The 22,075-nt window shown below is 52.5% G+C and carries 23 protein-coding genes and 3 tRNA genes; 13 read left to right on the forward strand and 13 right to left on the reverse strand.

The window, feature by feature from the left end:
• Positions 1 to 199: 199 nt before the first annotated feature.
• The gene (sdiA, locus tag UR504_RS10950) at positions 200 to 922 is read left to right on the forward strand and encodes a transcriptional regulator SdiA (protein ID WP_127731506.1); all 723 of its coding nucleotides are present in this window, start codon (positions 200 to 202) and stop codon (positions 920 to 922) included.
• Positions 923 to 988: 66 nt separating this feature from the next.
• Here the strand turns inward: sdiA and UR504_RS10955 are convergent, their stop codons facing one another.
• Together UR504_RS10955 and UR504_RS10960 are read right to left on the reverse strand one after the other, a co-directional pair.
• Positions 989 to 1,213, reverse strand: a complete 225-nt coding sequence (locus UR504_RS10955) for a DUF2594 family protein (RefSeq protein WP_008500345.1) — start codon at positions 1,211 to 1,213, stop codon at positions 989 to 991.
• A 149-nt stretch (positions 1,214 to 1,362) separates the two neighbouring features.
• On the reverse strand, positions 1,363 to 1,527 hold the full coding sequence (locus UR504_RS10960; protein WP_302235217.1) for a hypothetical protein: 165 nt from the start codon (positions 1,525 to 1,527) through the stop codon (positions 1,363 to 1,365).
• 154 nt (positions 1,528 to 1,681) lie between these two features.
• Between UR504_RS10960 and uvrY the strand changes: the two genes are divergently transcribed.
• The 6 genes from uvrY to UR504_RS10990 all read left to right on the forward strand — a co-directional run bounded on the left by uvrY (position 1,682) and on the right by UR504_RS10990 (position 5,218).
• A complete protein-coding gene (gene uvrY, locus UR504_RS10965; RefSeq protein WP_111964857.1) occupies positions 1,682 to 2,338 on the forward strand; it encodes a UvrY/SirA/GacA family response regulator transcription factor in 657 nt (218 codons plus the stop codon).
• The gene (gene uvrC / locus UR504_RS10970) at positions 2,335 to 4,167 is read left to right on the forward strand and encodes an excinuclease ABC subunit UvrC (RefSeq protein WP_302235218.1); all 1,833 of its coding nucleotides are present in this window, start codon (positions 2,335 to 2,337) and stop codon (positions 4,165 to 4,167) included. The genes uvrY and uvrC overlap by 4 nt, the downstream gene beginning before the upstream one ends.
• Before the next feature lie 56 nt (positions 4,168 to 4,223).
• The gene (pgsA, locus tag UR504_RS10975) at positions 4,224 to 4,772 is read left to right on the forward strand and encodes a CDP-diacylglycerol--glycerol-3-phosphate 3-phosphatidyltransferase (RefSeq protein ID WP_008500348.1); all 549 of its coding nucleotides are present in this window, start codon (positions 4,224 to 4,226) and stop codon (positions 4,770 to 4,772) included.
• A gap of 152 nt (positions 4,773 to 4,924) precedes the next feature.
• A tRNA-Gly gene (locus tag UR504_RS10980) sits at positions 4,925 to 5,000 on the forward strand.
• Between the two features lie 46 nt (positions 5,001 to 5,046).
• Positions 5,047 to 5,120: transfer RNA gene (locus UR504_RS10985), tRNA-Cys, on the forward strand.
• Between the two features lie 11 nt (positions 5,121 to 5,131).
• Positions 5,132 to 5,218, forward strand: a tRNA-Leu gene (locus UR504_RS10990).
• 494 nt (positions 5,219 to 5,712) lie between these two features.
• Here UR504_RS10990 and UR504_RS10995 read toward each other — a convergent pair.
• Positions 5,713 to 6,354 carry a hypothetical protein gene (locus UR504_RS10995; protein ID WP_115875720.1) on the reverse strand — a complete coding sequence of 214 codons (642 nt, stop codon included), beginning with the start codon at positions 6,352 to 6,354 and terminating at the stop codon, positions 5,713 to 5,715.
• A 670-nt stretch (positions 6,355 to 7,024) separates the two neighbouring features.
• Here UR504_RS10995 and UR504_RS11000 point away from each other — a divergent pair.
• The gene (locus UR504_RS11000; protein WP_271369402.1) at positions 7,025 to 7,702 is read left to right on the forward strand and encodes a DUF2076 domain-containing protein; all 678 of its coding nucleotides are present in this window, start codon (positions 7,025 to 7,027) and stop codon (positions 7,700 to 7,702) included.
• A gap of 280 nt (positions 7,703 to 7,982) precedes the next feature.
• Here UR504_RS11000 and UR504_RS11005 read toward each other — a convergent pair whose 3' ends face one another.
• From UR504_RS11005 to UR504_RS11025, 5 genes are all read right to left on the reverse strand, one after another.
• Complete coding sequence (locus tag UR504_RS11005; RefSeq protein ID WP_302235223.1) at positions 7,983 to 8,699, reverse strand: ABC transporter ATP-binding protein; 717 nt, start codon at positions 8,697 to 8,699, stop codon at positions 7,983 to 7,985.
• Positions 8,696 to 9,571 (reverse strand): ATP-binding cassette domain-containing protein, encoded by an 876-nt coding sequence (locus UR504_RS11010; protein WP_271369399.1) that lies wholly within the window; start codon positions 9,569 to 9,571, stop codon positions 8,696 to 8,698. The genes UR504_RS11005 and UR504_RS11010 overlap by 4 nt, the downstream gene beginning before the upstream one ends.
• Positions 9,568 to 10,842 (reverse strand): high-affinity branched-chain amino acid ABC transporter permease LivM, encoded by a 1,275-nt coding sequence (livM, locus tag UR504_RS11015; protein WP_149366619.1) that lies wholly within the window; start codon positions 10,840 to 10,842, stop codon positions 9,568 to 9,570. The genes UR504_RS11010 and livM overlap by 4 nt, the downstream gene beginning before the upstream one ends.
• Before the next feature lie 11 nt (positions 10,843 to 10,853).
• Positions 10,854 to 11,768, reverse strand: coding sequence for an ABC transporter permease subunit (locus tag UR504_RS11020; protein WP_115875715.1), 915 nt, complete (start codon positions 11,766 to 11,768; stop codon positions 10,854 to 10,856).
• Positions 11,769 to 11,867: 99 nt separating this feature from the next.
• Positions 11,868 to 12,989, reverse strand: coding sequence for a branched-chain amino acid ABC transporter substrate-binding protein (locus tag UR504_RS11025; RefSeq protein WP_023312277.1), 1,122 nt, complete (start codon positions 12,987 to 12,989; stop codon positions 11,868 to 11,870).
• A gap of 425 nt (positions 12,990 to 13,414) precedes the next feature.
• On the opposite strand from UR504_RS11025, the gene UR504_RS11030 reads away from it, so the two are divergent.
• Complete coding sequence (locus UR504_RS11030) at positions 13,415 to 14,083, forward strand: YecA family protein (protein ID WP_302235226.1); 669 nt, start codon at positions 13,415 to 13,417, stop codon at positions 14,081 to 14,083.
• A gap of 622 nt (positions 14,084 to 14,705) precedes the next feature.
• Here the strand turns inward: UR504_RS11030 and tyrP are convergent.
• The gene (gene tyrP / locus UR504_RS11035; protein WP_032658623.1) at positions 14,706 to 15,917 is read right to left on the reverse strand and encodes a tyrosine transporter TyrP; all 1,212 of its coding nucleotides are present in this window, start codon (positions 15,915 to 15,917) and stop codon (positions 14,706 to 14,708) included.
• Positions 15,918 to 16,146: 229 nt separating this feature from the next.
• On the opposite strand from tyrP, the gene UR504_RS11040 reads away from it, so the two are divergent.
• Positions 16,147 to 16,488, forward strand: a complete 342-nt coding sequence (locus UR504_RS11040; RefSeq protein WP_111964847.1) for a hypothetical protein — start codon at positions 16,147 to 16,149, stop codon at positions 16,486 to 16,488.
• Positions 16,489 to 16,524: 36 nt separating this feature from the next.
• Here UR504_RS11040 and ftnA read toward each other — a convergent pair whose 3' ends face one another.
• Positions 16,525 to 17,022, reverse strand: coding sequence for a non-heme ferritin (gene ftnA, locus UR504_RS11045; protein ID WP_111964846.1), 498 nt, complete (start codon positions 17,020 to 17,022; stop codon positions 16,525 to 16,527).
• A 204-nt stretch (positions 17,023 to 17,226) separates the two neighbouring features.
• On the reverse strand, positions 17,227 to 17,565 hold the full coding sequence (gene yecR, locus UR504_RS11050; protein ID WP_023336145.1) for a YecR family lipoprotein: 339 nt from the start codon (positions 17,563 to 17,565) through the stop codon (positions 17,227 to 17,229).
• 234 nt (positions 17,566 to 17,799) lie between these two features.
• On the opposite strand from yecR, the gene azuC reads away from it, so the two are divergent.
• Complete coding sequence (azuC, locus tag UR504_RS11055) at positions 17,800 to 17,883, forward strand: stress response protein AzuC (RefSeq protein ID WP_014884364.1); 84 nt, start codon at positions 17,800 to 17,802, stop codon at positions 17,881 to 17,883.
• Positions 17,884 to 17,990: 107 nt separating this feature from the next.
• Complete coding sequence (locus UR504_RS11060; protein ID WP_008500405.1) at positions 17,991 to 18,242, forward strand: DUF2766 family protein; 252 nt, start codon at positions 17,991 to 17,993, stop codon at positions 18,240 to 18,242.
• A gap of 41 nt (positions 18,243 to 18,283) precedes the next feature.
• Here the strand turns inward: UR504_RS11060 and UR504_RS11065 are convergent, their stop codons facing one another.
• Together UR504_RS11065 and UR504_RS11070 are read right to left on the reverse strand one after the other, a co-directional pair.
• A complete protein-coding gene (locus UR504_RS11065) occupies positions 18,284 to 19,627 on the reverse strand; it encodes an anaerobic C4-dicarboxylate transporter (RefSeq protein ID WP_302235228.1) in 1,344 nt (447 codons plus the stop codon).
• A gap of 157 nt (positions 19,628 to 19,784) precedes the next feature.
• Positions 19,785 to 20,288: a non-heme ferritin-like protein gene (locus tag UR504_RS11070; RefSeq protein WP_111964842.1), complete on the reverse strand. Its 504-nt coding sequence runs from the start codon at positions 20,286 to 20,288 to the stop codon at positions 19,785 to 19,787.
• Positions 20,289 to 21,076: 788 nt separating this feature from the next.
• Between UR504_RS11070 and araF the strand changes: the two genes are divergently transcribed.
• Positions 21,077 to 22,066 (forward strand): arabinose ABC transporter substrate-binding protein AraF, encoded by a 990-nt coding sequence (araF, locus tag UR504_RS11075; RefSeq protein ID WP_003859687.1) that lies wholly within the window; start codon positions 21,077 to 21,079, stop codon positions 22,064 to 22,066.
• Positions 22,067 to 22,075 lie beyond the last annotated feature (9 nt).

Consider the following 22,075-nt stretch of genomic DNA (forward strand, 5'->3'; position numbering starts at 1 on the left):
AGAAATTTAGGCTGGAGCAAATTATTCTCCCTACGGGTGCCGTCCTTTGATTTTTTATTCCGCCCAGCTCGGATAAACCTTATGAAAACTAAAGTTAATTGGGCTATTGCCGATATTTTGCAGTTAGAAAAAAGTTTTATGTGTTAGTTTATATTCACCATAATAATGATTATCTTTTCAGAGGCTTCATTTAGTAAGTATGAAGGATTCAGACTTTTTCAACTGGCGACGGGACTGCTCACTCCGGTTTCAGCAATTGACGAGTACCGATGAGGTATATCAGGAGCTAGAGCGGCAAACTCAGGCGCTGGAATTCGATTATTACGCGCTCTGCGTGCGTCATCCCGTGCCGTTTACGCGCCCTAAAATCTCTTTGCAGACCACTTATCCAAAGCCGTGGATGGCGCAATATCATTCCGCGAACTATTTCGCGATCGATCCGGTTTTAAAAGCGGAAAATTTCATCCAGGGTCATCTACCCTGGACAGACGCATTATTTGCCGAGGCGCAGGAATTATGGCATAGCGCCCAGGACCACGGTTTACGCGCGGGAATAACGCAGTGTCTGATGCTGCCTAACCACGCGCTCGGCTTCCTGTCAGTATCTCGTACGAGTCTTAAGGAAGGGCCATTTGCCCGTGAGGAAATAGAACTGCGGTTGCAAATGCTGGTGCAAATGGCTTTAACCTCTCTGACGCGTTTTGAAGATGAGATGGTCATGCCGCCAGAAATGAAATTCAGTAAACGCGAGCGCGAAATTCTGAAATGGACTGCGGAAGGGAAGACGTCAGCGGAAATAGCGATCATTCTCTCTATCTCAGAGAATACCGTTAACTTCCATCAGAAAAATATGCAGAAGAAATTCAATGCGCCTAACAAAACCCAGATTGCGTGTTACGCGGCGGCAACGGGGCTGATCTGACAGGATAATACGTTCTGCGTGCCAGACGAGGGAACGGCTGAATGCACTGCATCCAGCCGTTTTTTGTTACTGGCGGTAGGCTTGTTTGATTTGCTTAACGGTGTTAGCAAATACCGCAGATTCAGCCTGGTCTTCCATCTCCGCGATTTGTTTTTCCATTTTAATGATCACACGACCGGCATCAGCCTGGCCCATCGCCTGCAGCATCAACGTTAGCAATGCTTTCAGGCAGTTTACTTCCTGTGCCAGTTCCTGGTTATTCTCCGCAGTGGCAAATTCAGGTGTGCTCATTTATTTTCCTCATTATTAAACGGCGCTAAAGCGCGACGACGAAAGTCAAGGCGGCGGAGTATACCACAAGCTGAAGCAAAAAATGCAGTGGTTGTTTTTTGTACTTTTACGTGGATGTTTAATTGCGTAAACAGAACGTACCGGTAAACTTAACCGCCGTTAAAGGCTATTAATTGTTTATGCCCGGTTCGCTTGCCGTTAATTATTGTTACAAAAATTTGAGATCTGTTTTTTTTTGCAGGAAAAGCCTGCAAGTTTTTTGTAACTTTTTGAATACAGATGCTTAAAAAAAGCTGCAAAAGCCCTGACTGCATGGTCTCTCTTTCCACGGACTGTACAGTCTAATTTCCAAAAACGAGAGCAAAATCGAATAGCCGGTTTTTTAACGTTTTAATCTTGTGAGGAAAACCGTTAATATAAACCAAATTATCACTCAGTAGCGTTATCCCTATTCTGGAGACATTTCCTTTGATCAACGTCCTTCTTGTTGATGACCACGAACTGGTGCGCGCAGGGATACGACGCATTCTTGAAGATATTAAAGGTATTAAAGTTGCCGGTGAGGCGTGCTGTGGCGAAGATGCGGTAAAATGGTGCCGCACAAACTCGGCAGATGTGGTACTGATGGATATGAACATGCCCGGTATCGGTGGTCTTGAAGCAACACGCAAAATCGCGCGTACGTTTGTTGATACAAAAGTCATCATGCTGACCGTGCATACCGAAAACCCACTGCCCGCGAAAGTGATGCAGGCGGGCGCAGCGGGCTATCTGAGCAAAGGAGCGGCGCCGCAGGAAGTCGTCAATGCGATCCGTTCCGTGTATGCAGGACAGCGTTACATTGCTTCCGACATCGCACAGCAGATGGCCCTGAGCCAGATCGAGCCCGAGAAAACCGAATCACCGTTTGCCAGTTTGTCCGAGCGTGAATTGCAGATTATGCTGATGATCACTAAAGGTCAGAAGGTGAATGAGATCTCGGAACAGCTGAATCTCAGCCCGAAAACGGTCAACAGCTATCGTTACCGTATGTTCAGTAAACTGAACATTCATGGTGATGTGGAACTGACGCATCTGGCCATCCGGCATGGTTTGTGTAATGCGGAGACGTTGTTAAGTCAGTGAGTGATGTGTTCGATTCAAAAACATTTCTGAAAACCGTAACCAGCCAGCCTGGCGTCTATCGCATGTATGACGCTGGCGGTACGGTTATCTACGTGGGGAAGGCAAAAGATCTTAAAAAACGTCTCTCCAGCTATTTTCGCAGCAATCTGGCCTCCCGTAAGACCGAAGCGCTGGTCTCACTCATCCAGAATATTGATGTCACCGTCACGCACACGGAGACAGAAGCGCTGCTGCTAGAGCACAACTATATTAAGCTCTACCAGCCGCGCTATAACGTCCTGTTGCGTGATGATAAATCCTACCCGTTTATTTTTCTGAGCGGCGACACCCATCCGCGCCTCGCCATGCACCGCGGTGCGAAACATGCAAAGGGTGAATATTTCGGGCCGTTCCCTAACGGCTATGCCGTGCGTGAAACGCTGGCGCTGCTGCAAAAAATCTTCCCAATCCGCCAGTGTGAAAACAGCGTTTACCGTAACCGCTCGCGCCCGTGCCTTCAGTACCAGATTGGTCGCTGCCTGGGGCCGTGTGTAGCCGGGCTGGTGAGTGAAGAGGAGTATGCTCAGCAGGTGGAGTATGTGCGCCTGTTCTTAGCAGGAAAAGACGATCAGGTCTTAACGCAGCTTATCGCGCGGATGGAAAAAGCCAGTGCCGCACTCGAGTTCGAAGAGGCCACACGGATCCGCGACCAAATCCAGGCGGTGCGCAGAGTCACTGAGAAACAGTTTGTCTCGAATACCGGTGACGATCTCGACGTTATCGGCGTAGCCTTTGACGCCGGGATGGCCTGCGTGCACGTGCTGTTTATTCGCCAGGGCAAAGTGCTCGGCAGCCGCAGCTATTTTCCGAAAGTGCCTGGCGGTACCGAACTGGGTGAAGTGGTGGAAACCTTTGTCGGCCAGTTCTATCTGCAGGGGAGCCAGATGCGCACGCTGCCTTCTGAGATCCTGCTCGATTTTAATCTTGACGATAAAACCATGCTGGGCGAGTCGCTCTCTGAGCTGGCGGGGCGTCGGGTCAATGTACAAACCAAACCGCGCGGCGATCGTGCGCGTTATCTGAAGCTGGCACGCACCAACGCGGCGACGGCGCTCACCACTAAGCTGTCGCAGCAGTCGACGGTGCACCAGCGTTTAACGGCCCTGGCAACGCTGCTGAAGCTGCCGGAAGTGAAACGGATGGAGTGTTTCGACATCAGCCATACGATGGGGGAACAGACGGTGGCCTCCTGCGTGGTGTTCGATGCTAACGGCCCGCTGCGCGCCGAGTATCGTCGCTATAACATCACCGGCATCACGCCGGGCGATGACTATGCGGCGATGAATCAGGTGCTGCGTCGTCGCTATGGTAAAGCCATTGAGGAGAGCAAAATCCCGGATGTGATCCTGATTGACGGTGGGAAAGGGCAGCTCGGCCAGGCGAAAGCGGTATTTGAATCGCTTGATGTCAGCTGGGATAAAAAACATCCGCTGCTGCTGGGTGTCGCAAAAGGGGCCGATCGTAAGGCCGGTCTGGAGACACTGTTCTTCGAGCCGGAAGGTGAGGGCTTCAGCCTGCCGCCGGATTCGCCGGCGCTTCACGTCATCCAGCATATTCGCGATGAATCACACGATCATGCCATCAGCGGTCACCGCAAAAAACGGGCGAAGGTGAAAAATACCAGTAGCCTGGAAACGATTGAAGGCGTGGGGCCAAAACGTCGCCAGATGCTGCTGAAATATATGGGCGGATTGCAAGGATTACTCAACGCCAGCATGGAGGAAATTGCAAAAGTGCCGGGTATTTCGCAAGGGCTGGCAGAAAAGATCTACTACTCGTTGAAACATTGAGGGCTCTGTAGCAACATAGAGCTAAATTTTACTGACAACAAATAGTTACCGTCACTATGCAATATAATATCCCTACGTTGCTCACTCTTTTTCGTGTTGTACTCATCCCGTTCTTTGTGCTGGCGTTTTACCTGCCGGTTGTCTGGGCACCCTTTGCGTGCGCATTGATCTTCCTTATCGCAGCGGTAACAGACTGGTTTGATGGCTATCTGGCGCGCCGCTGGAATCAAAGCACCCGTTTCGGCGCCTTCCTCGATCCGGTGGCGGATAAAGTGATGGTCGCGATTGCCATGGTGCTGGTGGCCGAGCACTATCATACCTGGTGGGTGACGCTGCCTGCGGCAACTATGATTGGCCGTGAGATTATTATCTCTGCGCTTCGCGAGTGGATGGCGGAGCTGGGAAAACGCAGCAGCGTGGCGGTCTCGTGGATTGGTAAAGTGAAAACGACGGCGCAGATGGCGGCGCTGGTCTGGATGCTCTGGCGTCCGAACGCCTGGGTTGAGTGGGCGGGAATTGGCCTGCTGTGGGTAGCGGCAGTGCTGACGCTGTGGTCAATGCTGCAATATTTGAACGCTGCCCGAGGGGATTTGCTTGATCAGTGATCGTTTCGCCGTAATTTTCAGCAAACGATCCGGGGATGCAAAAAATAACGTTGACTCATAACGTCATATCAGTAGAATGCAACGCATCGAACGGCGGCACAGTCAGCCGGACGATAATGAAATCAAGTGGTTAGACATTTACTTGATGACATGCGGGAATAGCTCAGTTGGTAGAGCACGACCTTGCCAAGGTCGGGGTCGCGAGTTCGAGTCTCGTTTCCCGCTCCAGATTAAAGACATGCGCAGTAGCGGGTGTCAGTTTGAAAAGTTTTACGGCGCGTTAGCAAAGCGGTTATGTAGCGGATTGCAAATCCGTCTAGTCCGGTTCGACTCCGGAACGCGCCTCCACTTTCTTCCCTGGCCGGATGGTGGAATCGGTAGACACAAGGGATTTAAAATCCCTCGGCGTTCGCGCTGTGTGGGTTCAAGTCCCACTCCGGCTACCATGGGAAACAAAGAATAATCAAAGCAATAAGCAGTGTCGTGAAACCACCGAAAGGTGGTTTTTTTGTGCCTATCTTTCGCCATTCAACTTCGCCACAACAAGAGGGCACTACTGCCCAGCGACCACCACTTAAATGTGGACCACGCGAAAAGTTGCGGTTGATTTCATCCTATTTGATGCCTTTCCGTCATTCTATTATGACAGGAAGACGTTAAGCCTAAGTCTTTAACATCAAGCCCACCAATCGGTGGGTTTTTTGATGGAGTATGAGCAATTGAGGTCTTCAACGTTCGTCAAAAACCTTGAGTATCGCGATTCGGTATATAAAGTAACCAAGGACAATGAGAGCACCAGACGCTGCACCCCAGATAAAACGGGATTCGTCTTTTGAAAATGAAAAGAAATAAATACAGGACAATAGGCCCGCAGAAGCAATTCCCATCCCCAACCCGCGCAGAATTCTGGATGCTATTAGTTTGATAATGTCCTGAGTGTTCATAATCCACCAAAAAAGTATTTACATACTTCGTTAAATTCATGCTTGTTTACATCTGCTACGCTGCATGCGTCAAGAAAAGGTTTCAATTTTTCTTCAACAAGAAAATACAGAAGATCTAAATCACCCATACTCTTAAGTCGGTAGTAGAGTACAGGGTTCTGGTTTTCAAGCTTTCGGGCCGTATAGATAGCTCTCGATGTTTCTGCGCCAATCGTGAGAGCGTTTCCGATGACCACGCCAGCGGCGAACGAGGTCATAATGCGTGACGACACGGCAGCACCCAGTTTTATTCCGGTTAGTTCAGCGAATATGAATTTACCAGCCATTACGCCGGTAAAATTTTGTGCAATACCATGAATACTGTCCATGTCAACTTTTGACATGAACTCTCTGATAACAGCGTTAACTATTTTTTGAGCTTCCTGATTAACCGATATGCCTCGTTTGAGCATGTTCGCCATCCTCACACGATCATCAAAATTAGCATGGCGATGAGCCGTGTCTATGAAGTCATAACCGAGGTAATACATGCTAACCGGAAAAGAGAGCATTCCCTGCGCTACAGAAACCAGGAAGCCGGAATCGCCAGCATCAAGGCTCTTCAGCATCCTTTTTGCCAGGGATTTCGCGCTGTCCATTCCTAACCTTCCTTATGGTTTTTGTTTGTGTAACATACAGAATGATAATGAGGATACTACGAAAAAGAAAAAGCAAAGCCCCACCGAAGTTGAGGGGGATTGTAGTGTTACACTTTTGTCGAAGCGTCGACACCACGTAGACGCTGCTTTTGAAGCAGCCATTCAAACGCTTCACCTTCCGCTTGATTGTAAGAAAAACTTAATTTAGTTCTCCAAAAATAGTGGTAGCAGAAGTGCAACCATCACCAGTGATTACCCTATAAGAGAGTCATACGTATCATAAATTTATGATACGTATGACTCTCTTATAGTTTTTAAAACCCCTCGGCGTTCGCGCTGTGTGGGTTCAAGTCCCACTCCGGTTACCATGGGAAACAAAGAATAATCAAAGCAATAAGCAGTGTCGTGAAACCACCGAAAGGTGGTTTTTTTGTGCCTCTGGCTTAGCGCGAAGCGATCATATCTCATCATCATCCCGATCCTGCTGTGCCCGAGAATTTGCTGCCATACCAGAACGGTAAGCCTAACTTTCTAATATCAAGCCCGGAAAGCAGGGCGATTTTCAGATAACCTGCAACCAATCTTAAACAAACATTTCACTCGTCAGACACAGGTTGCCGCCGCTGATAAACTGGTTGGTATCCACCCCGGAGAGCGGAAGGTTATTGTCATGCAATATGAAGAACAGCAGCTTATCAACGGCCTTTTCGAGCGTCTTAAACAGGCCGGACAACAAAACAGCCAACGGGATGCAGATGCGGAGCGTCAGATCGCTGAATTCGTCAGACAGCAGCCTGCGGCCCCCTACTATATGGCGCAATCGATTTTGATTCAGGAAGCGGCGTTGAAACGCCTGCAGTCCAGGGTTCAGGAGCTGGAAAGCGAATTAGCCGCGCAAAAAAGCAAACCCTCGACGGGCGGCAGTTTCCTCGGCGGCCTGTTTGGTGGCGGGAAAAGTAACCCGCAGCCTGAAAACAGCTGGAATGCCCAGCCGCAACAGCCGCCGGCGCAGAATTACTCTCGGGCGCCAGCGCCGGCTACTCGCGGCGGCGGTTTTATGGCTGGCGCGCTCCAGACAGCCGCTGGCGTGGCCGGTGGCATCGCGCTGGCCGAGATGCTTACCAGCATGTTCCATCAGTCGCGGCCGGAAGAGATAGTGAACATCATCGAAGAACCGACAATACCCGTCGGTGGTGAACCGTTTGTCGGTAATCAATACGGCGACTTCAATAACGTCTCTGACACCCGTTTCCTCAACCAGAACGATCCGCTCGGCAATAATAACGACGCCTGGCAGAACGACGATGTAGATGACGACTACAGCAATGACGACGACAGTTTTATTTAACGACGTTATCGTGTGACTACCGAAATGAAGTGAACCCCGAAAGTTGGATATCCTACGATTAGGGGTTTTGCGTTTCCGGGTCAAAAGAATCCTTCGACGCTACCCCTGAAGGCTCATAAATTAGATTCGTTTTACTACTTTCCTTACTAGCAAACCTGTAAGAATTGCCGGAAGCAATTTAAATAAAAAGGCGATATCGACTAAGGTATCCTCCAATTTTTCTATTCCGTATATGCCGAAATGGTCCATCGCTGTATAAGCGCATTCGGCAGGTATCAAATCACACCCCGCCCAAATACGCCTTCCTCACCTCCTGATTCCCCAGCAGCTCCTCGCCGCTGCCGGTCAACCTGATCTGTCCGTTTACCATCACATACCCGCGGTCAGAGAGCTTCAACGCGTGATGCGCATTCTGTTCCACCAGAAAGATAGTCATGCCGTTACGGGCCAGCTCGCGCAGAGTCTGGAAGATCTGTTTCACCACAATCGGCGCCAGACCGAGGCTCGGTTCATCCAGCAGCAGCAGCTTCGGACGGCTCATAAGCGCTCGGGCGATCGCCAGCATCTGCTGTTCGCCACCGGACATCGTCATCGCGCGCTGCTTGCGCCGCTCTTTCAGGCGAGGGAAAAGGTCAAACATGGTTTGCATATCTTCAGCCGCAAACTGGCTGCCGATGGGGATGGTCCCCATCAGCAGATTCTCTTCAACGGTCATATCCGGAAAAATTCGTCTGCCTTCCGGCGCCTGCGCAATGCCGCCGGACGCGACGTAGTGGGTGGATTGATGGCTGATGTCTTCACCACAGAACAGGATCTGCCCGCTGCGGATACGGGGTTGACCAAAGATGGACATCAGCAATGTCGATTTACCCGCGCCGTTTGCGCCAATCAGCGCCACGGTTTCCCCCTTATTCACCTCAAGAGAGACCTGCTTCAGCGCCTGAATGACGCCGTAAAACACATCCACTTCGCGAAAAGCCAGCAGCGGTTCGCTCATAGGGAGACCTCGCTTTCATCCGTGCCCAGGTAGGCGGCAATGACCTTTTCATCATGCTGGATCTGCTCGGGTTTCCCCCTGGCAATCACATCGCCGTGGTCGAGCACGATAATGTCGTCCGAAATTTCCATCACCATCCCCATATCATGCTCAATCAGCAATACCGTGATGTCATGATGATCCCGCAGAAAGCGAATAATGCTGCTTAGCTTATGCGTTTCAACCGGGTTCAGTCCGGCTGCGGGTTCATCCAGACAGATCATTTCCGGCCCGGTACACATTGCCCGCGCGATTTCCAGTCGCCGCTGCTGGCCGTAGGACATCTCTCCCGCCAGGCGATTGGCGCACTCCACCAGATCCACCACTTCCAGCCAGTAAAAGGCTCTATCCAGGGCGTCGCTTTCTGCCCGCCGGTAGGACGGCGTATTCAGGATCCCGGCAAGCAGATTGCGGTTAACGCGCATATGCTGCGCGACCAGCAGGTTTTCAACGACCGACATCTCGCGAAAAAGACGGATATTTTGAAACGTGCGTGCCAGCCCGGCTCGGTTAACCAGATGCGTGCCGCCGAACATTTTGTAGAACAGACGCTGCCCGAACTGCGCGGGGTTAATCCAGTCGCCGGGCTGGAATTTTTGTCCGAGGACCTGAATGACGTTGGTCGTTTTATGGCGGGTATTAAATAAAATGTTGCCGCCGGAGGCTCTGTAGAAGCCCGTCAGGCAGTTAAACACGGTGGTTTTTCCCGCTCCGTTTGGCCCAATCAGGGCGGTAATGGAGCCACGCTTCACGTCCAGGTTGACGTCGTTTAGCGCTTTAATCCCGCCGAAGTGCATCATCAGATGTTCAACGCGTAGTATCGTTCCGTTCATGGCGCGACGCCCTTACGCACGGCAAACCCGCTGCGGTTAATGCGGATCAAACCGCGTGGACGCCAGATCATCATCACCACCATCAGCATGCCAAACAGCAGGACGCGGTACTCGGCAAAACTGCGCAGCAGTTCCGGCGTTACCGTGAGCACAAAGGCGGCCAGCACCACGCCAAGCGTAGAGCCCATACCGCCCAGCACCACAATGGCGAGGATCAGTGCCGATTCAAAGAAGGTAAACGAGGTAGGATTCACGAACCCCTGATAGGTGGCGAAGAACACCCCGGCAATGCCCGCGGTCGACGCGCCCAGCGTAAAGGCGGAAAGCTTAACCAGAACATGATTCAGCCCCATTGAGCGGCAGGCAATTTCGTCTTCACGCAGCGCTTCCCACGCCCGACCAATCGGCATTCGCGTCAGGCGGTGCTTAATGTAGAGCACCAGCATCACCACCAGGAACAGCACCGCGTAGATGAAAATAAACTTCATGTTCGGGTTGTAGGTCAGGTGGAAAAATTCGTGGAAGGGCACGCCGCCTTCTTTCGCGCGTCGTCCAAACTCCAGGCCGAAAAAAGTGGGGGGAGGGGCCGACACGCCGTTGGGTCCGCCGGTGAAGGTCAGCCAGTTGTTCAGTATCAGGCGAATAATCTCCCCGAACCCGAGGGTGACGATGGCCAGATAGTCACCGTGCATGCGCAGTACCGGGAAACCGAGCAGGGCGCCTGCGGCGGCGGCCATGATCGCCGCCAGCGGCAGCATGCTCCAGAAGCCTAAGCCGAGATACTGGTACCCCAGCGCCAGACCGTACGCCCCAATCGCGTAGAACGCGACATATCCCAGATCCAGCAGACCGGCCAGACCCACGACGATGTTCAGCCCCAGACCGAGAAGCACGTAGATCAGCCCGAGAATGGCGACGGTCAGCACATATTTAGTGGCAACAAACGGAAAGCAAATCGCAAGAGCAATCACCAGAGGAATAATCCAGCGCATGCGGCTTTTGTATTCCGGTGGACGGACATATACGCCTGCGCTATCGGCTTCGAAGCGTGCCTGGAAACGGGCGCCCGCGGCGGTACCTAAAAAGGCGCTCAACAGAAAACGTCCGAGCATTACGGTGCCAACCATCCAGGCCAGGCGCTGCCCGGCGAAGGTAAAGCTGTACCCGTCCAGCACCACGCCCGCGATGGGACCGAAGATAATCAGCGCAACCAGCCCGGAAAAGATCGCGTCCAGCATGCAGCGTTTAAGTGAAAAGCCGTGTGATGTCATCATTCTCTCCTTCACACCTTGGCCACAACCGGGCGCCCGAGCAGTCCCTGGGGACGGAAAATAAGGATCATGACCAGCAGGCCGAACGAGAAGACGTCTTTATAGTCCGAGTTCACCATGCCCGAGAACTGGGCTTCCGCCACGCCCAGGATAAGGCCACCGAGCATGGCGCCAGGGAGGGAGCCGATGCCGCCGAGTACCGCCGCCGTAAAGGCTTTAATGCCGATCACGAACCCGACGTAGAAATCAAAGGTGCCGTAGTTCATGGTGATCAGTACCCCCGCCAGGCCCGCCATCGCCGCGCCGATAACAAAGACAAGCGAAATAATCCGGTCGGTGTTAATCCCCAGAATGGAGGCCATCTTACGATCCTGCTGGACCGCGCGGCACATTCGCCCCAGCCGGGTACGATTGATTATCCAGGTGAGCACCAGCATGCCGGCAAACGAGGCCAACAGAATAAACACTTTGGTGTAGGTTATCTGCACGAACCCGTCGCCCAGATGCAGGCGAATCACGCCGTCCAGCATGGTCGGCACCCCTTGCTGGCGCGGGCCCTGGCTCAGCTGCGCGTAGTTTTGCAGGATAAGCGACATCCCGATGGCGGAGATCAGCGGCGCCAGGCGCGTGGAGTTACGCAGCGGCTTGTAGGCGATACGCTCGATGGTCCAGCCGTACACCCCGGTGACCACAATCGTGAACACCAGCGTCCCGAGGATCAGCAGCGGGAAGGACTGCAGTCCGAAGAACGAGAGCAGCGCCAGGCCAATGGCGCAGAGATAGGCGGAAATCATATACACTTCGCCGTGGGCGAAATTAATCATGCCGATAATGCCGTACACCATGGTATAGCCGATGGCGATCAGGCCGTAGACGGAACCCAGCGTTAAGCCATTGATTAACTGTTGCAGGAAGAATGTACTCATCTTAGCGCGCTCGTTTTATAGGCCGCGCGAGACGCGCAGCCTGATGTTTATTACGCGCCGACGGGCAGGCCCGCCGACGTTGAGCGTGACTCCGTCCCGTTACTGCACTTCCTTATATTTTCCTTTGTCGTCCCACTGGTAAACCACGTAGTCAGAGACCTTCAGGTCGCCTTTGCTGTCCCAGGCTTTTTTGCCCATCACCGTGTCGACGGAATTGGCCTTTAGCCACTCGCTGGCTTTGGCAGAGTCCTTGCCGCCGGTGGCCTTGAAGGCCGCGGCAATGGCCTGTACGGAGGCATAGGAGTAAAGGGTGTAACCTTCCGGCTCGAATTTACCGGCGCGGAATTTCTCTATAACCGCTTTGCCGTCCGGGATCAGGCGCGGGTCTTTACCGAAGGTCATGTAAATGCCGTTGGTGTACTGTGGGCCGCCCGCCGCGGTCACCATCTCCTCGTTGACGATACAGTCACCGGAGAAGAATTTCGCCTGCACGCCCTGTTCACGCATCTGGCGAACCAGCGGACCGGCTTCCGGGTGACAGCCACCGAAGAATACGACGTCCGGTTTTTGCGCGCCGATCTTGGTGACCAGCGCGTTAAAGTCTTTTTCACCGCGGGATAACCCTTCGTACATCACATCCTGAACCCCGCGTTTCGCCAGCGCCGCTTTGGTGGCGTCAGCCAGACCCTGACCATAGGTGTCTTTGTCGTGAATAATCACCACGCGCTTGGCTTTCAGCTTGTCGATGATGAAGTCGCTGGCAACCTGGCCCTGCTGGTCGTCGCGGCCGCACATGCGGAACATGTCGCTCATACCGCGTTCGGTAATCAGCGGGTTAGTGGAGCCGGGGGTAATCGCAATAATACCTGCGTCGCTATACACCTCGGAGGCGGGCATGGTGGAAGAGGAGCAGAAATGGCCGACCACGGCGTTGACTTTATCCTGGTCAACTAAACGGTTAGCGACGGCCACGGCCTGCTTGGGCTCGCAGGCATCATCCCCCTGAACCAGTTTGATCTTCTCGCCATTAATGCCGCCTGCGGCATTAATGTCTTCAGCGGCCTGCGTTGCGCCGTGCCAGTACTGATCGCCATAGGTGGCATTCGGACCCGTGAACGGCCCGGCCACGCCAATCACAATATCTGCCCGGGCGGAAAACGCCGTCACCAGGCAACCGGCCAACACAAGAGAAAGAGGAGTTCTGATAAATTTCAGCGACATTATTATGTTCCTTAGCAAAGAGGTTTTTGCACCACGGCGTAAACCCGAACGCCCGACGGCGCAGCCAATCCGAAACACGAGCAAGAACAAAATGCACTAAACGAACAAGATACAGACGGCATCCTGCATATTACGGCGAGATTTCCCTGCGCAGAGACGCGCGAAGAACGTTAAGCAAAAACGTTGCCAGAATGGTTAACCCATTGACGGGCATGTAACATGTTTGAGTATAGAGCGCCGCGTTATGCCGCCTTAGGGGAGGAGAAGAAATTACAGCGGAGATCACATATCGTTAACAATAAAGCCCATAAGTTGTGCAAAGGTCACGGTTTGCACGTTTTTGCAGCAATAAAGACCTAAACTTCAGCCCGGAGAGGGGTGAGATATGTGTTAGGATCGTTTCCTTTTTTGCAGGAGTATCAGCGATGACTGAAGGCCCATTGAATGAAAGCGAAATGGCGTGGCTTGAAGAGACGTTAATGTCTTACGGTCATGATGACGCGTCCGTGATTGACGTGTCCGAACTGGACGGCATGCTTACCGCAGTGCTTTCCGGTCCTGTTGTCGTTGAGCCAGATGCCTGGCTGGTGGCGGTTTGGGGTGGCGAGAAGTACATTCCGCGCTGGAAAAACGATCGTGAGATGAACCGTTTTATCGATCTCTGCTTTAAGCACATGAACGATATTGCCGAGCGCCTGAGCGAATACCCGGATCAGTTCGAACCGATGTTTGGCTATAACGACGTGGACGGCGAGAGCTATACCGTAGTGGAAGAGTGGTGCTATGGCTACATGCGCGGCGTGGCGCTGACGGACTGGTCTGCCTTGCCGGAAGCCCTGAAGGCCGATCTTGATGTGATTGCGCTGCACGGGACGGAAGAGAACAGCGAAAAGCTGGATGAACTGTCCGAAGAAGAATATATCGCCAGCATCGAGAGCATCCAGCCTGCGGCGCTGCGCCTGTATAATCACTGGGTAAACAACCCGCAGCAGCCGGAAGCGAAGAAGCCGATTGTGAACGGCACGAAAGTCGGGCGTAACGATCCGTGTCCTTGCGGCAGCGGGAAGAAGTTTAAGAGCTGCTGTTTGCACTGATCAATTTTTTATTAACTTAGGTGGATTTGTTTCGTTCACCTCCAGTCAGTAGAAAATAATACGATCTTTACCTGTGAACGAGATAAGGGGGCCACCGCGGCCCCCTTATCGATCCCCGCGGCCCCGCGGAAAATCGGTGCTTCGCACTGCGCTCACCTCACGACCGTCTGCCTGCGGTCGGCTCAACTCGACATCCTGTCTCGCTTCGCCTCTGGCCGCCATCCATGGCGTCCAGCCCTTGTCCCCCGGTCTCCGGTTCGCCGATTTTAGCGGGGATGCAACACCCGTGCCCCATGCAGACGATGAAGAAGGTGGAGGGAGCGGGAGTCCGGCTAAAATCGCCGAATCGTTTCCTGGAGGCCGGGGCGACGCGCACGGATGCGCGGCGAGGGCGACTTTACAGGGACGTTGCATCCGCCCGTCCCCGAAAAGCCGTAAGGAATAAGATGAGGGCACCGCGAAGCGGCGATTTTCTTGCCGGGAGCCGGGATTGTTAAGGGGGCGGCGATAGCCCCCTTAACACGTTCACCGCAGCGGGCAAAACAGGTAGCAGAAGAGTATTAGTGAACGGAATTATCCCCCGCTATTACATAGAAAATGGACTTGCCATTGAGATATAAATTCAACCCACTTCCGGCAGCATCCCTGCTGCAATCAACACCTGCACCAGAATAATCACCACCCCGCAGCCAAACACAACGCACAGCAGCGGTTTTCCGCCCGCCACGCGGTACCCCTGCTGAGGGTGCTGCTGACGGCTTTTCCATGCCAGCAGGGAGGGGAGGAGGAGGGCAAGGATCGAGAGCGCTACCCCTGCGTACCCCAGCGCCATCACAAACCCGCGTGGGTAAAACAGCGCGAACGCCAGCGGCGGCAGGAAGGTGATTGCGCCCGTCTGTAAGCGTCCCGCGGCGGTATTGCGACGCTGGAACAGGTCGGCCAGGTAATCAAACAGGCCGAGCGCCACGCCCAGGAACGAGGTTGCCAGCGCCAGGTCGGCAAACAGGTGTACCGCCAGCTCAACGTGCGGGGAGGTGACGACCTCGCGCAGGGCCAGCAGAAAACCATTCAGGCCAGCGTGTTGCGCCATAAGCCCAATAAAGGTTGAAGAGTCAATGCTGCCCAGCGTCACCAGCTGCCAGAAAATATAGGCGATCAGCGGGATCGCGCTGCCGATAACAAAAACGCGGCGCAGCTTGCGGATATCGCCGTTCATATAGCTGACGATGCTCGGCACGCTGCCGTGGAAGCCAAACGAGGTGAAAATGACCGGGATAGCGGAGAGCGCCAGACCTTTTTCCAGCGGCAGCGTCAGCAGGTTGACCTTGTGCACGTGCGGGGCCAGCAGCACCAGCATGATAATCAGGAAGAGAATTTTGGCGCTGAACAGAAAGCGGTTAAACAGATCGACCAGCGACGTTCCCACACAGACCACGCCGCCGCCGATGAGTGCAAAGAAGATGGCGCCCGTTGCAGGGGTAATGTCAGAGCCAAACCAGTCGTTGACGCTGGAGGCGATCAATTCCCCGGCGCCGCTAATGTAAGCGGCGGTCAGGGCGTACATCAGGAACATCATGCTAAAGCCGGTTATCCACTGGCCGTAGCGTCCCAGATAGCGCGCCGCAAGCGAACCCAGCCCGGTGTCGGCTGGCACGTGCTGGTAAACCTCAAGCAGCAGCAGGGCGGTGTAACACATCAGCGCCCAGAGCGTTCCCAGTAGCAGCAGGGTCATGCCAAATCCCACGCCCGCGGCCGCCAGTGGCATTGCCAGCATTCCTGCGCCAATCGTCGTTCCGGCGACGATAAAAATACTTCCCAGGGTTCTGTTTTTCACGCTTTCCTCTACAACGATGCTTAACCGCGACAAAATCTGCGGCGCAGAGTAAGGGAAAAGCCGTAATTCGTCAAATCACCGTTACAAGTAGTGTAATGAATGGTTTACGAAATAATGACCCTCTGATCCTTTATAGGTTTCTGCCTACTTCATAAGGGCAATGTTGCTGCGCGACATTCCGGCGTAACGTAAACAATAAATATAAATTATCAAATTAAGTGAGGGTTTTATGGCAGGGGAGAATCCTTTTACCGCGGCGTGGAGTCGGGGAGGTAACCTGTTGTGCCATGGCCACTGGATAATCAGCTGGCAGAACCAGCCCCTGAATCTTCCCGAGTCCCGTTGCGAAAAGGATATGGGCACCTGGGGGATCTATTCGGTTATTGATCCTGAAGATGAAACCTTTGCGCAAGGCTTACAGGAAGATGAGTGGATAATCGAGAATGTCGACTGGTTAACGGATATGTTCTTCGAGGTGGGTATTCCGCTCGAGACGGCCAGCTACCGCTATTTTTACCAGGCCGTGAATCCCCACGACTGGCGCTGCACCAGCTGTGCGGGGTGTATGTAAATTAACGCGGTGCCGGAAACCGACACCGCGCTGATATTAATTCTGCGTATCAAGCGTGGAAAGTTCTTTATCAATAAAGTAAAGACCTTCACCGGATTTCCCCACCAGCGATAATTTATCCAGCACGGATTTAAACAGCTTCTCTTCTTCGTGTTGTTCAGCAACGTACCACTGCAGGAAATTAAAGGTTGGATAATCCTGGCTGGTCATCGCAGCATGAACCAGTTCGTTAATTTTCTGGGTGATCAGCTGCTCGTGCTCGTAGGTGGCGCGGAACAGTTCATCGAGAGAATTATACTCAGCAAACGGTGAGGCCACGGTGTCAATGCGCGGCAGGCTGCCCGTATCTGTCAGATAATCAAACAGACGCTGCATGTGGGTCATCTCTTCCTGAGCGTGACGACGCAGAAACGCGGCCGCACCTTCGAAGCTGTGGTAGCTGCACCAGGCGCTCATCTGCTGGTAGAGCAGGGATGAAAAAAGCTCAAGATTCATTTGTGCGTTGAGCTTGTCGATCATTTCAGTTTTCAGCATGGTGACGCTCCGGATTATTATTTCTGGTCCACAATGAGCGACACTATAATTTGTTATTTAATTATTTGCAAAACGTAAAATTATTATTTTCTTTATTCAAAACACGAATGGGAATAAAACGCATTGGCGATTTTTATAATCTATTAATGAGAATTATTTTTGTTCGTAATGAAATAAACTGCCAGCACACGCTGGCAGCTTCGATTAATACCACGGATTATTTGACTTAGGATTAACGGCGTAACCCATACATTTGTACTGGATAGTCACGCTCTCGTTCAGGCACAGAGAACCGCTTGTCAGGGTACAGGTTTTAATGGGCTGACCATAGGCTGAGGCGGTGGCATACCCCATGCTCTGACACGCTTTTGCCGCCGTGCCGTTATTCACATACTCATCGGAATACGCATTTTGCAGCGCTGCCTGGCCGTAGTCGAGGCGGACGATGCCGTTTGGGGCATCGAGACTACTGACTTCAGCCTGGCGGTTAATACTACACCCCGCGAGCAGCAGGATTGTGCCGGCTACAATGACTCTTTTCATGGTTCGCTCTGAGTAGATGGAAATACGTTATCGTACCCGCAGATGCCCGCTGCAATGCCTGGAATAGCCGGACAATCTGCCCTCACTCTTTGCAACGGGTCCGGGATTAACGCTGTCAGGCCACATGCGGATAAAACTGTGATTTATGTCACAAAAATATTGATTTTTGTGACAATGGTCATATTATAGGCAGGTTGACAATAAAGTTGTATAACAAGTTAATGGAGCCTCATCGTGAAACTGCGCAAAATCCTGAAAAGCATGTGGGCCAATTACTGCCGCACGTTCAAAGACGTGCCGCCGGGCGCCATGTTCTGATAAAAAACCTGCTTCGGCAGGTTTTTTTATACCTGCAGGCGTTGAAGGGGAGATGTCAGGGGGCGTGTTTTGCTAATATGGCGGCCTTTAAATAAGGAGAAAGCCCCATGTCACAAAACCTGAGCGCCGATCAGGAACTGGTCTCTGACGTTGTCGCCTGTCAGCTGGTTATCAAACAAATCCTTGATGTTCTGGACGTGATTGCGCCGGTCGAAGTGCGCGAGAAGATGTCTACCCAGCTCAAAAACATCGATTTCGCCAGCCATCCTGCTGCCGCTGATCCGGTAACGCTTCGTGCGATCCAGAAAGCCATCGCGCTGATCGAGCTGCGATTCACGCCGCAGGGTGAATCCCACTAAGCAGGGAAATGGGCGACGGTACGTGTCGCCCTTTGATGCTGTCAGAAGAACGTCTGGACCAGCAGGTAGCTCGCGGCACACGCGCAGCTCACCCCAATCAGCCCTGGCAAAATGAAGCTGTGGTTGATGATAAATTTCCCGATGCGGGTCGTGCCTGACCGGTCAAAGCCGATGCAGGCCAAATCACTTGGATAGGTTGGCAGCACAAAATAGCCGTATGATGCCGGGAAAAAGGCGATCAGCATTTTCGGGTCGATGCCCAGCATGAGGCCCATAGGCGCAACGGCCGTCAGCGCCGCCGCCTGGCTGTTCACCAGTTTTGACACCAGAAACAGTACAATGGCATACGTCCACGGGTGGCTTTTCACCACGCCTTCCAGCGCCAGCTTTAACTCCTCGAGATGTGCCTGAAAAAAGGTATCGCTCATCCACGCCACGCCGAACACCGAGAAGATCGCGACCATACCGGCTTTGAACACCGCGCCGTTGGAAATGGCCGACGCATTGACCTTGCAGGCCATCAGCATCACCGCGCCCGCAATTAACATCATCATCTGAATGACAAGGTTCATCGACAGCGCCGTCATTTTACCTTTCACTTCAAAGGCAGGGCGCAGTTCAGGGAATGCCCCCAGCAAAACGACCACGGCAATACCGGTAAAGAAAATCCACGTGGACCAGTAGGCCTGTTTAGGAAAACGTTGATTCATTAACGTCTCCGTTCCGCCGTAGATAAATTCTCGCTGCTTAGGATCTTTCAGCTTTTCCTGAAACTCCATGTCGTCTGCCAGATCTTTCCCACGGCGTAAGCTCCACAGGGCCGCTATGGCCACGCCAAAAAGTGAAGCGGGAACCGAGACGGCGAGTATTTCCAGGATCCCCCACGCGTGGCCGAGCCCATGCTGGGCCGCCAGGATGGAGACCAGCGACACGACGGCAACGGAAACGGGGGAGGCCGTGATCGCCATCTGCGACGCGACCGATGCCACGGCCATAGGGCGCTCCGGGCGGATCCCTTTTTTCAGGGCGATATCCGCAATGATGGGGAACATGGTGTAGACCACATGCCCGGTGCCGCACAGAAAGGTTAGCATCCAGGTGGTGAAAGGGGCGAGCAGGGTGATGTGCTGCGGGTGTTTGCGCAGAAGACGTTCAGCAAACTGCATCATGACGTTGAGACCGCCCGCCGTTTGCAGGGTAGCGGCACAGCCAATCACCGCAAGGATGGTCAGCATAACGTCAACCGGCGGTTTACCCGGCTGCAGACCAAAGACAAAACATAAAATAAAAAGACCAATACCGCTGATTAACCCAAGCCCCATTCCGCCGAAACGCGTACCCGTCAGCAGGCAGAGGAGAATGACAACAAACTCAATGGTGATCATGATGCTCCCTCGTCAATGATTATGTAACTAAATAAATCATCACACGTTGTGTGGTTAATCATTGGGAGCCAGATCTGATTTGTTAAATTTCAGCAAAAGCAGAAGGTTGGAGACGTGAAGGGAGCCTGCTCCTCCGGATAGGAGCAGGCCAAAAAACTCAGTGGTGCTGCACCGCCACGATGTCGAGCAGATGACGGTCGGTTTGCTCAGGACATAAACCCGCCTGCTGCGCATTATGGATCTCATCCGCCAGCGTCTTCAGCAGAAGGCCATCCTGCTGCTGCTCTTTATCCATATCGCGTAAGAATCTGAGCGTCGTAATGTCCTGCTGCGCTTTGGCTTCATCGGCCAGTTTGCTGAGGGTGCTGCAGCGTTGTTCATACTCTTCAAGCGTTTTCTGAAACAGTTCTTCCAGGCAAGAGTAGTTCTCGTTGATCCCATCAAGAGCTTTAACGACAGGATTTGCCCCTGCGGCTTTCAGGAAGTTAAAGACACGCATCATATGAGTGACGTTACTTTGCGCCTGAGAGCGAAAGAATGTGGCAGACCCCGTGAGGCTATTCTCGGCACACCATGCACTTAAGTGAAGGTGCAGATTCGAGGCGTAGAACTCAAGGTTCATCTGCGCGTTAAGTTTTTGCATCATCGTTTGGGTAGCCATACTCATATCCTTATTGACTGTGGGACGTGATGTCCGTTGCTTAACCTGAGCGCCAGGCAAATACGAAGAAAAAAGCAGAAATACACATTCTGCCGTGACCGAAGTCGACCGAAATACACTTCCTGTGTTCGATATAAATAAGCATACCCTTGTCTGTGGTCTAAGAAAACTCTTAATTAGGCTGTGTTTACCATACATTACAAAGCTTAATATAGTACAGAAAAGCAATTAGCTCGCCATGAAGTGAGTTCTTTTTAAATGTCTAAATATTAAGGTTTTTTACTGGGGTGACACACTGTTACTCTTTCCAAAATATTAAGTTGGAATAATGCTCCGTGAAAAAGAGAAATACGGCTTAATCGTTTCGAATATATGATGTGCCAATAAAATTGCGCTAAATCAAATTCTGCGGAATAACGTTTTTCCTGGTGCGTTATACATTCTTGATAAAACAGCATGAGAACCCGTTTAACGCCAGGCGCCGTTTTGCTCGCTGAGGAGCATCAGGGATATCTTAGCTAATCTTATGGATAATTCTGCTTAACCCCCTTCCATTTGTCTGACAAATCCTGCCTTTTTTATGTCATTTTTCGCTGAATTTATGTACGCAATTACTGTAATTCTGCGGTGTGATGGGGCTCTCTTATGGATGATTAATTTCCCGCTAAAACTATCACCAGCAATAACGCTTATGATGAGGTGAGCGCTAATGCCTTGTTTTAAGTCCGATTAAATTAGAAGCACGCACATATTCCCTACAGAAAAGAATGCTAAAGCTGGAGTTTACCATGCACAAATTTACTAAAGCGCTGGCGGCCATCGGTCTGGCTGCCGTTATGTCACAATCCGCTATCGCTGAGAATTTAAAACTCGGTTTTTTGGTAAAACAGCCCGAAGAGCCCTGGTTCCAGACTGAGTGGAAATTCGCTGATAAAGCCGGGAAAGATTTAGGTTTTGAAGTCATTAAAATCGCCGTGCCTGACGGCGAAAAAACACTGAACGCCATCGACAGCCTTGCGGCCAGCGGTGCAAAAGGTTTCGTTATCTGTACCCCTGATCCAAAGCTGGGATCGGCGATTGCGGCGAAGGCGCGCGGTTACGACATGAAGGTCATCGCGGTTGACGATCAGTTCGTCAACGCTAAAGGCAAGCCGATGGATACCGTCCCGCTGGTCATGATGGCGGCGACAAAAATCGGCGAACGCCAGGGCCAGGAGCTCTATAAAGAGATGCAAAAGCGCGGCTGGGATGTCAAAGAGACCGCGGTGATGGCTATCACGGCTGACGAGCTGGACACCGCACGTCGTCGTACTACCGGTTCAATGGATGCGCTGAAAGCGGCCGGCTTCCCGGAAAAACAGATCTATAAGGTCCCAACCAAATCCAACGATATCCCAGGCGCTTTCGACGCCGCGAACTCTATGCTCGTCCAGCATCCGGAGGTCAAACACTGGCTGGTGGTCGGCATGAACGACAACACCGTGCTGGGCGGGGTACGCGCGACGGAAGGCCAGGGCTTCAAAGCGCCTGACGTGATCGGGATTGGCATCAACGGCGTTGACGCCGTCAGCGAGCTGTCCAAAGCGCAGGCTACCGGTTTCTACGGTTCTCTGCTGCCAAGCCCGGACGTTCACGGCTACAAATCCAGTGAGATGCTCTACAACTGGGTCACCAAAGGGGCCGAACCGCCGAAATTTACCGAAGTGACCGACGTGGTGCTGATCACCCGCGACAACTTCAAAGAGGAGCTGGCGAAAAAAGGACTGGGCGGTAAGTAATACGCTGTG

Origin of the sequence: Enterobacter sp. 241F3 (assembly GCF_034106785.1) — a bacterium.
In the GTDB taxonomy this organism is placed as follows: domain Bacteria; phylum Pseudomonadota; class Gammaproteobacteria; order Enterobacterales; family Enterobacteriaceae; genus Enterobacter; species Enterobacter vonholyi.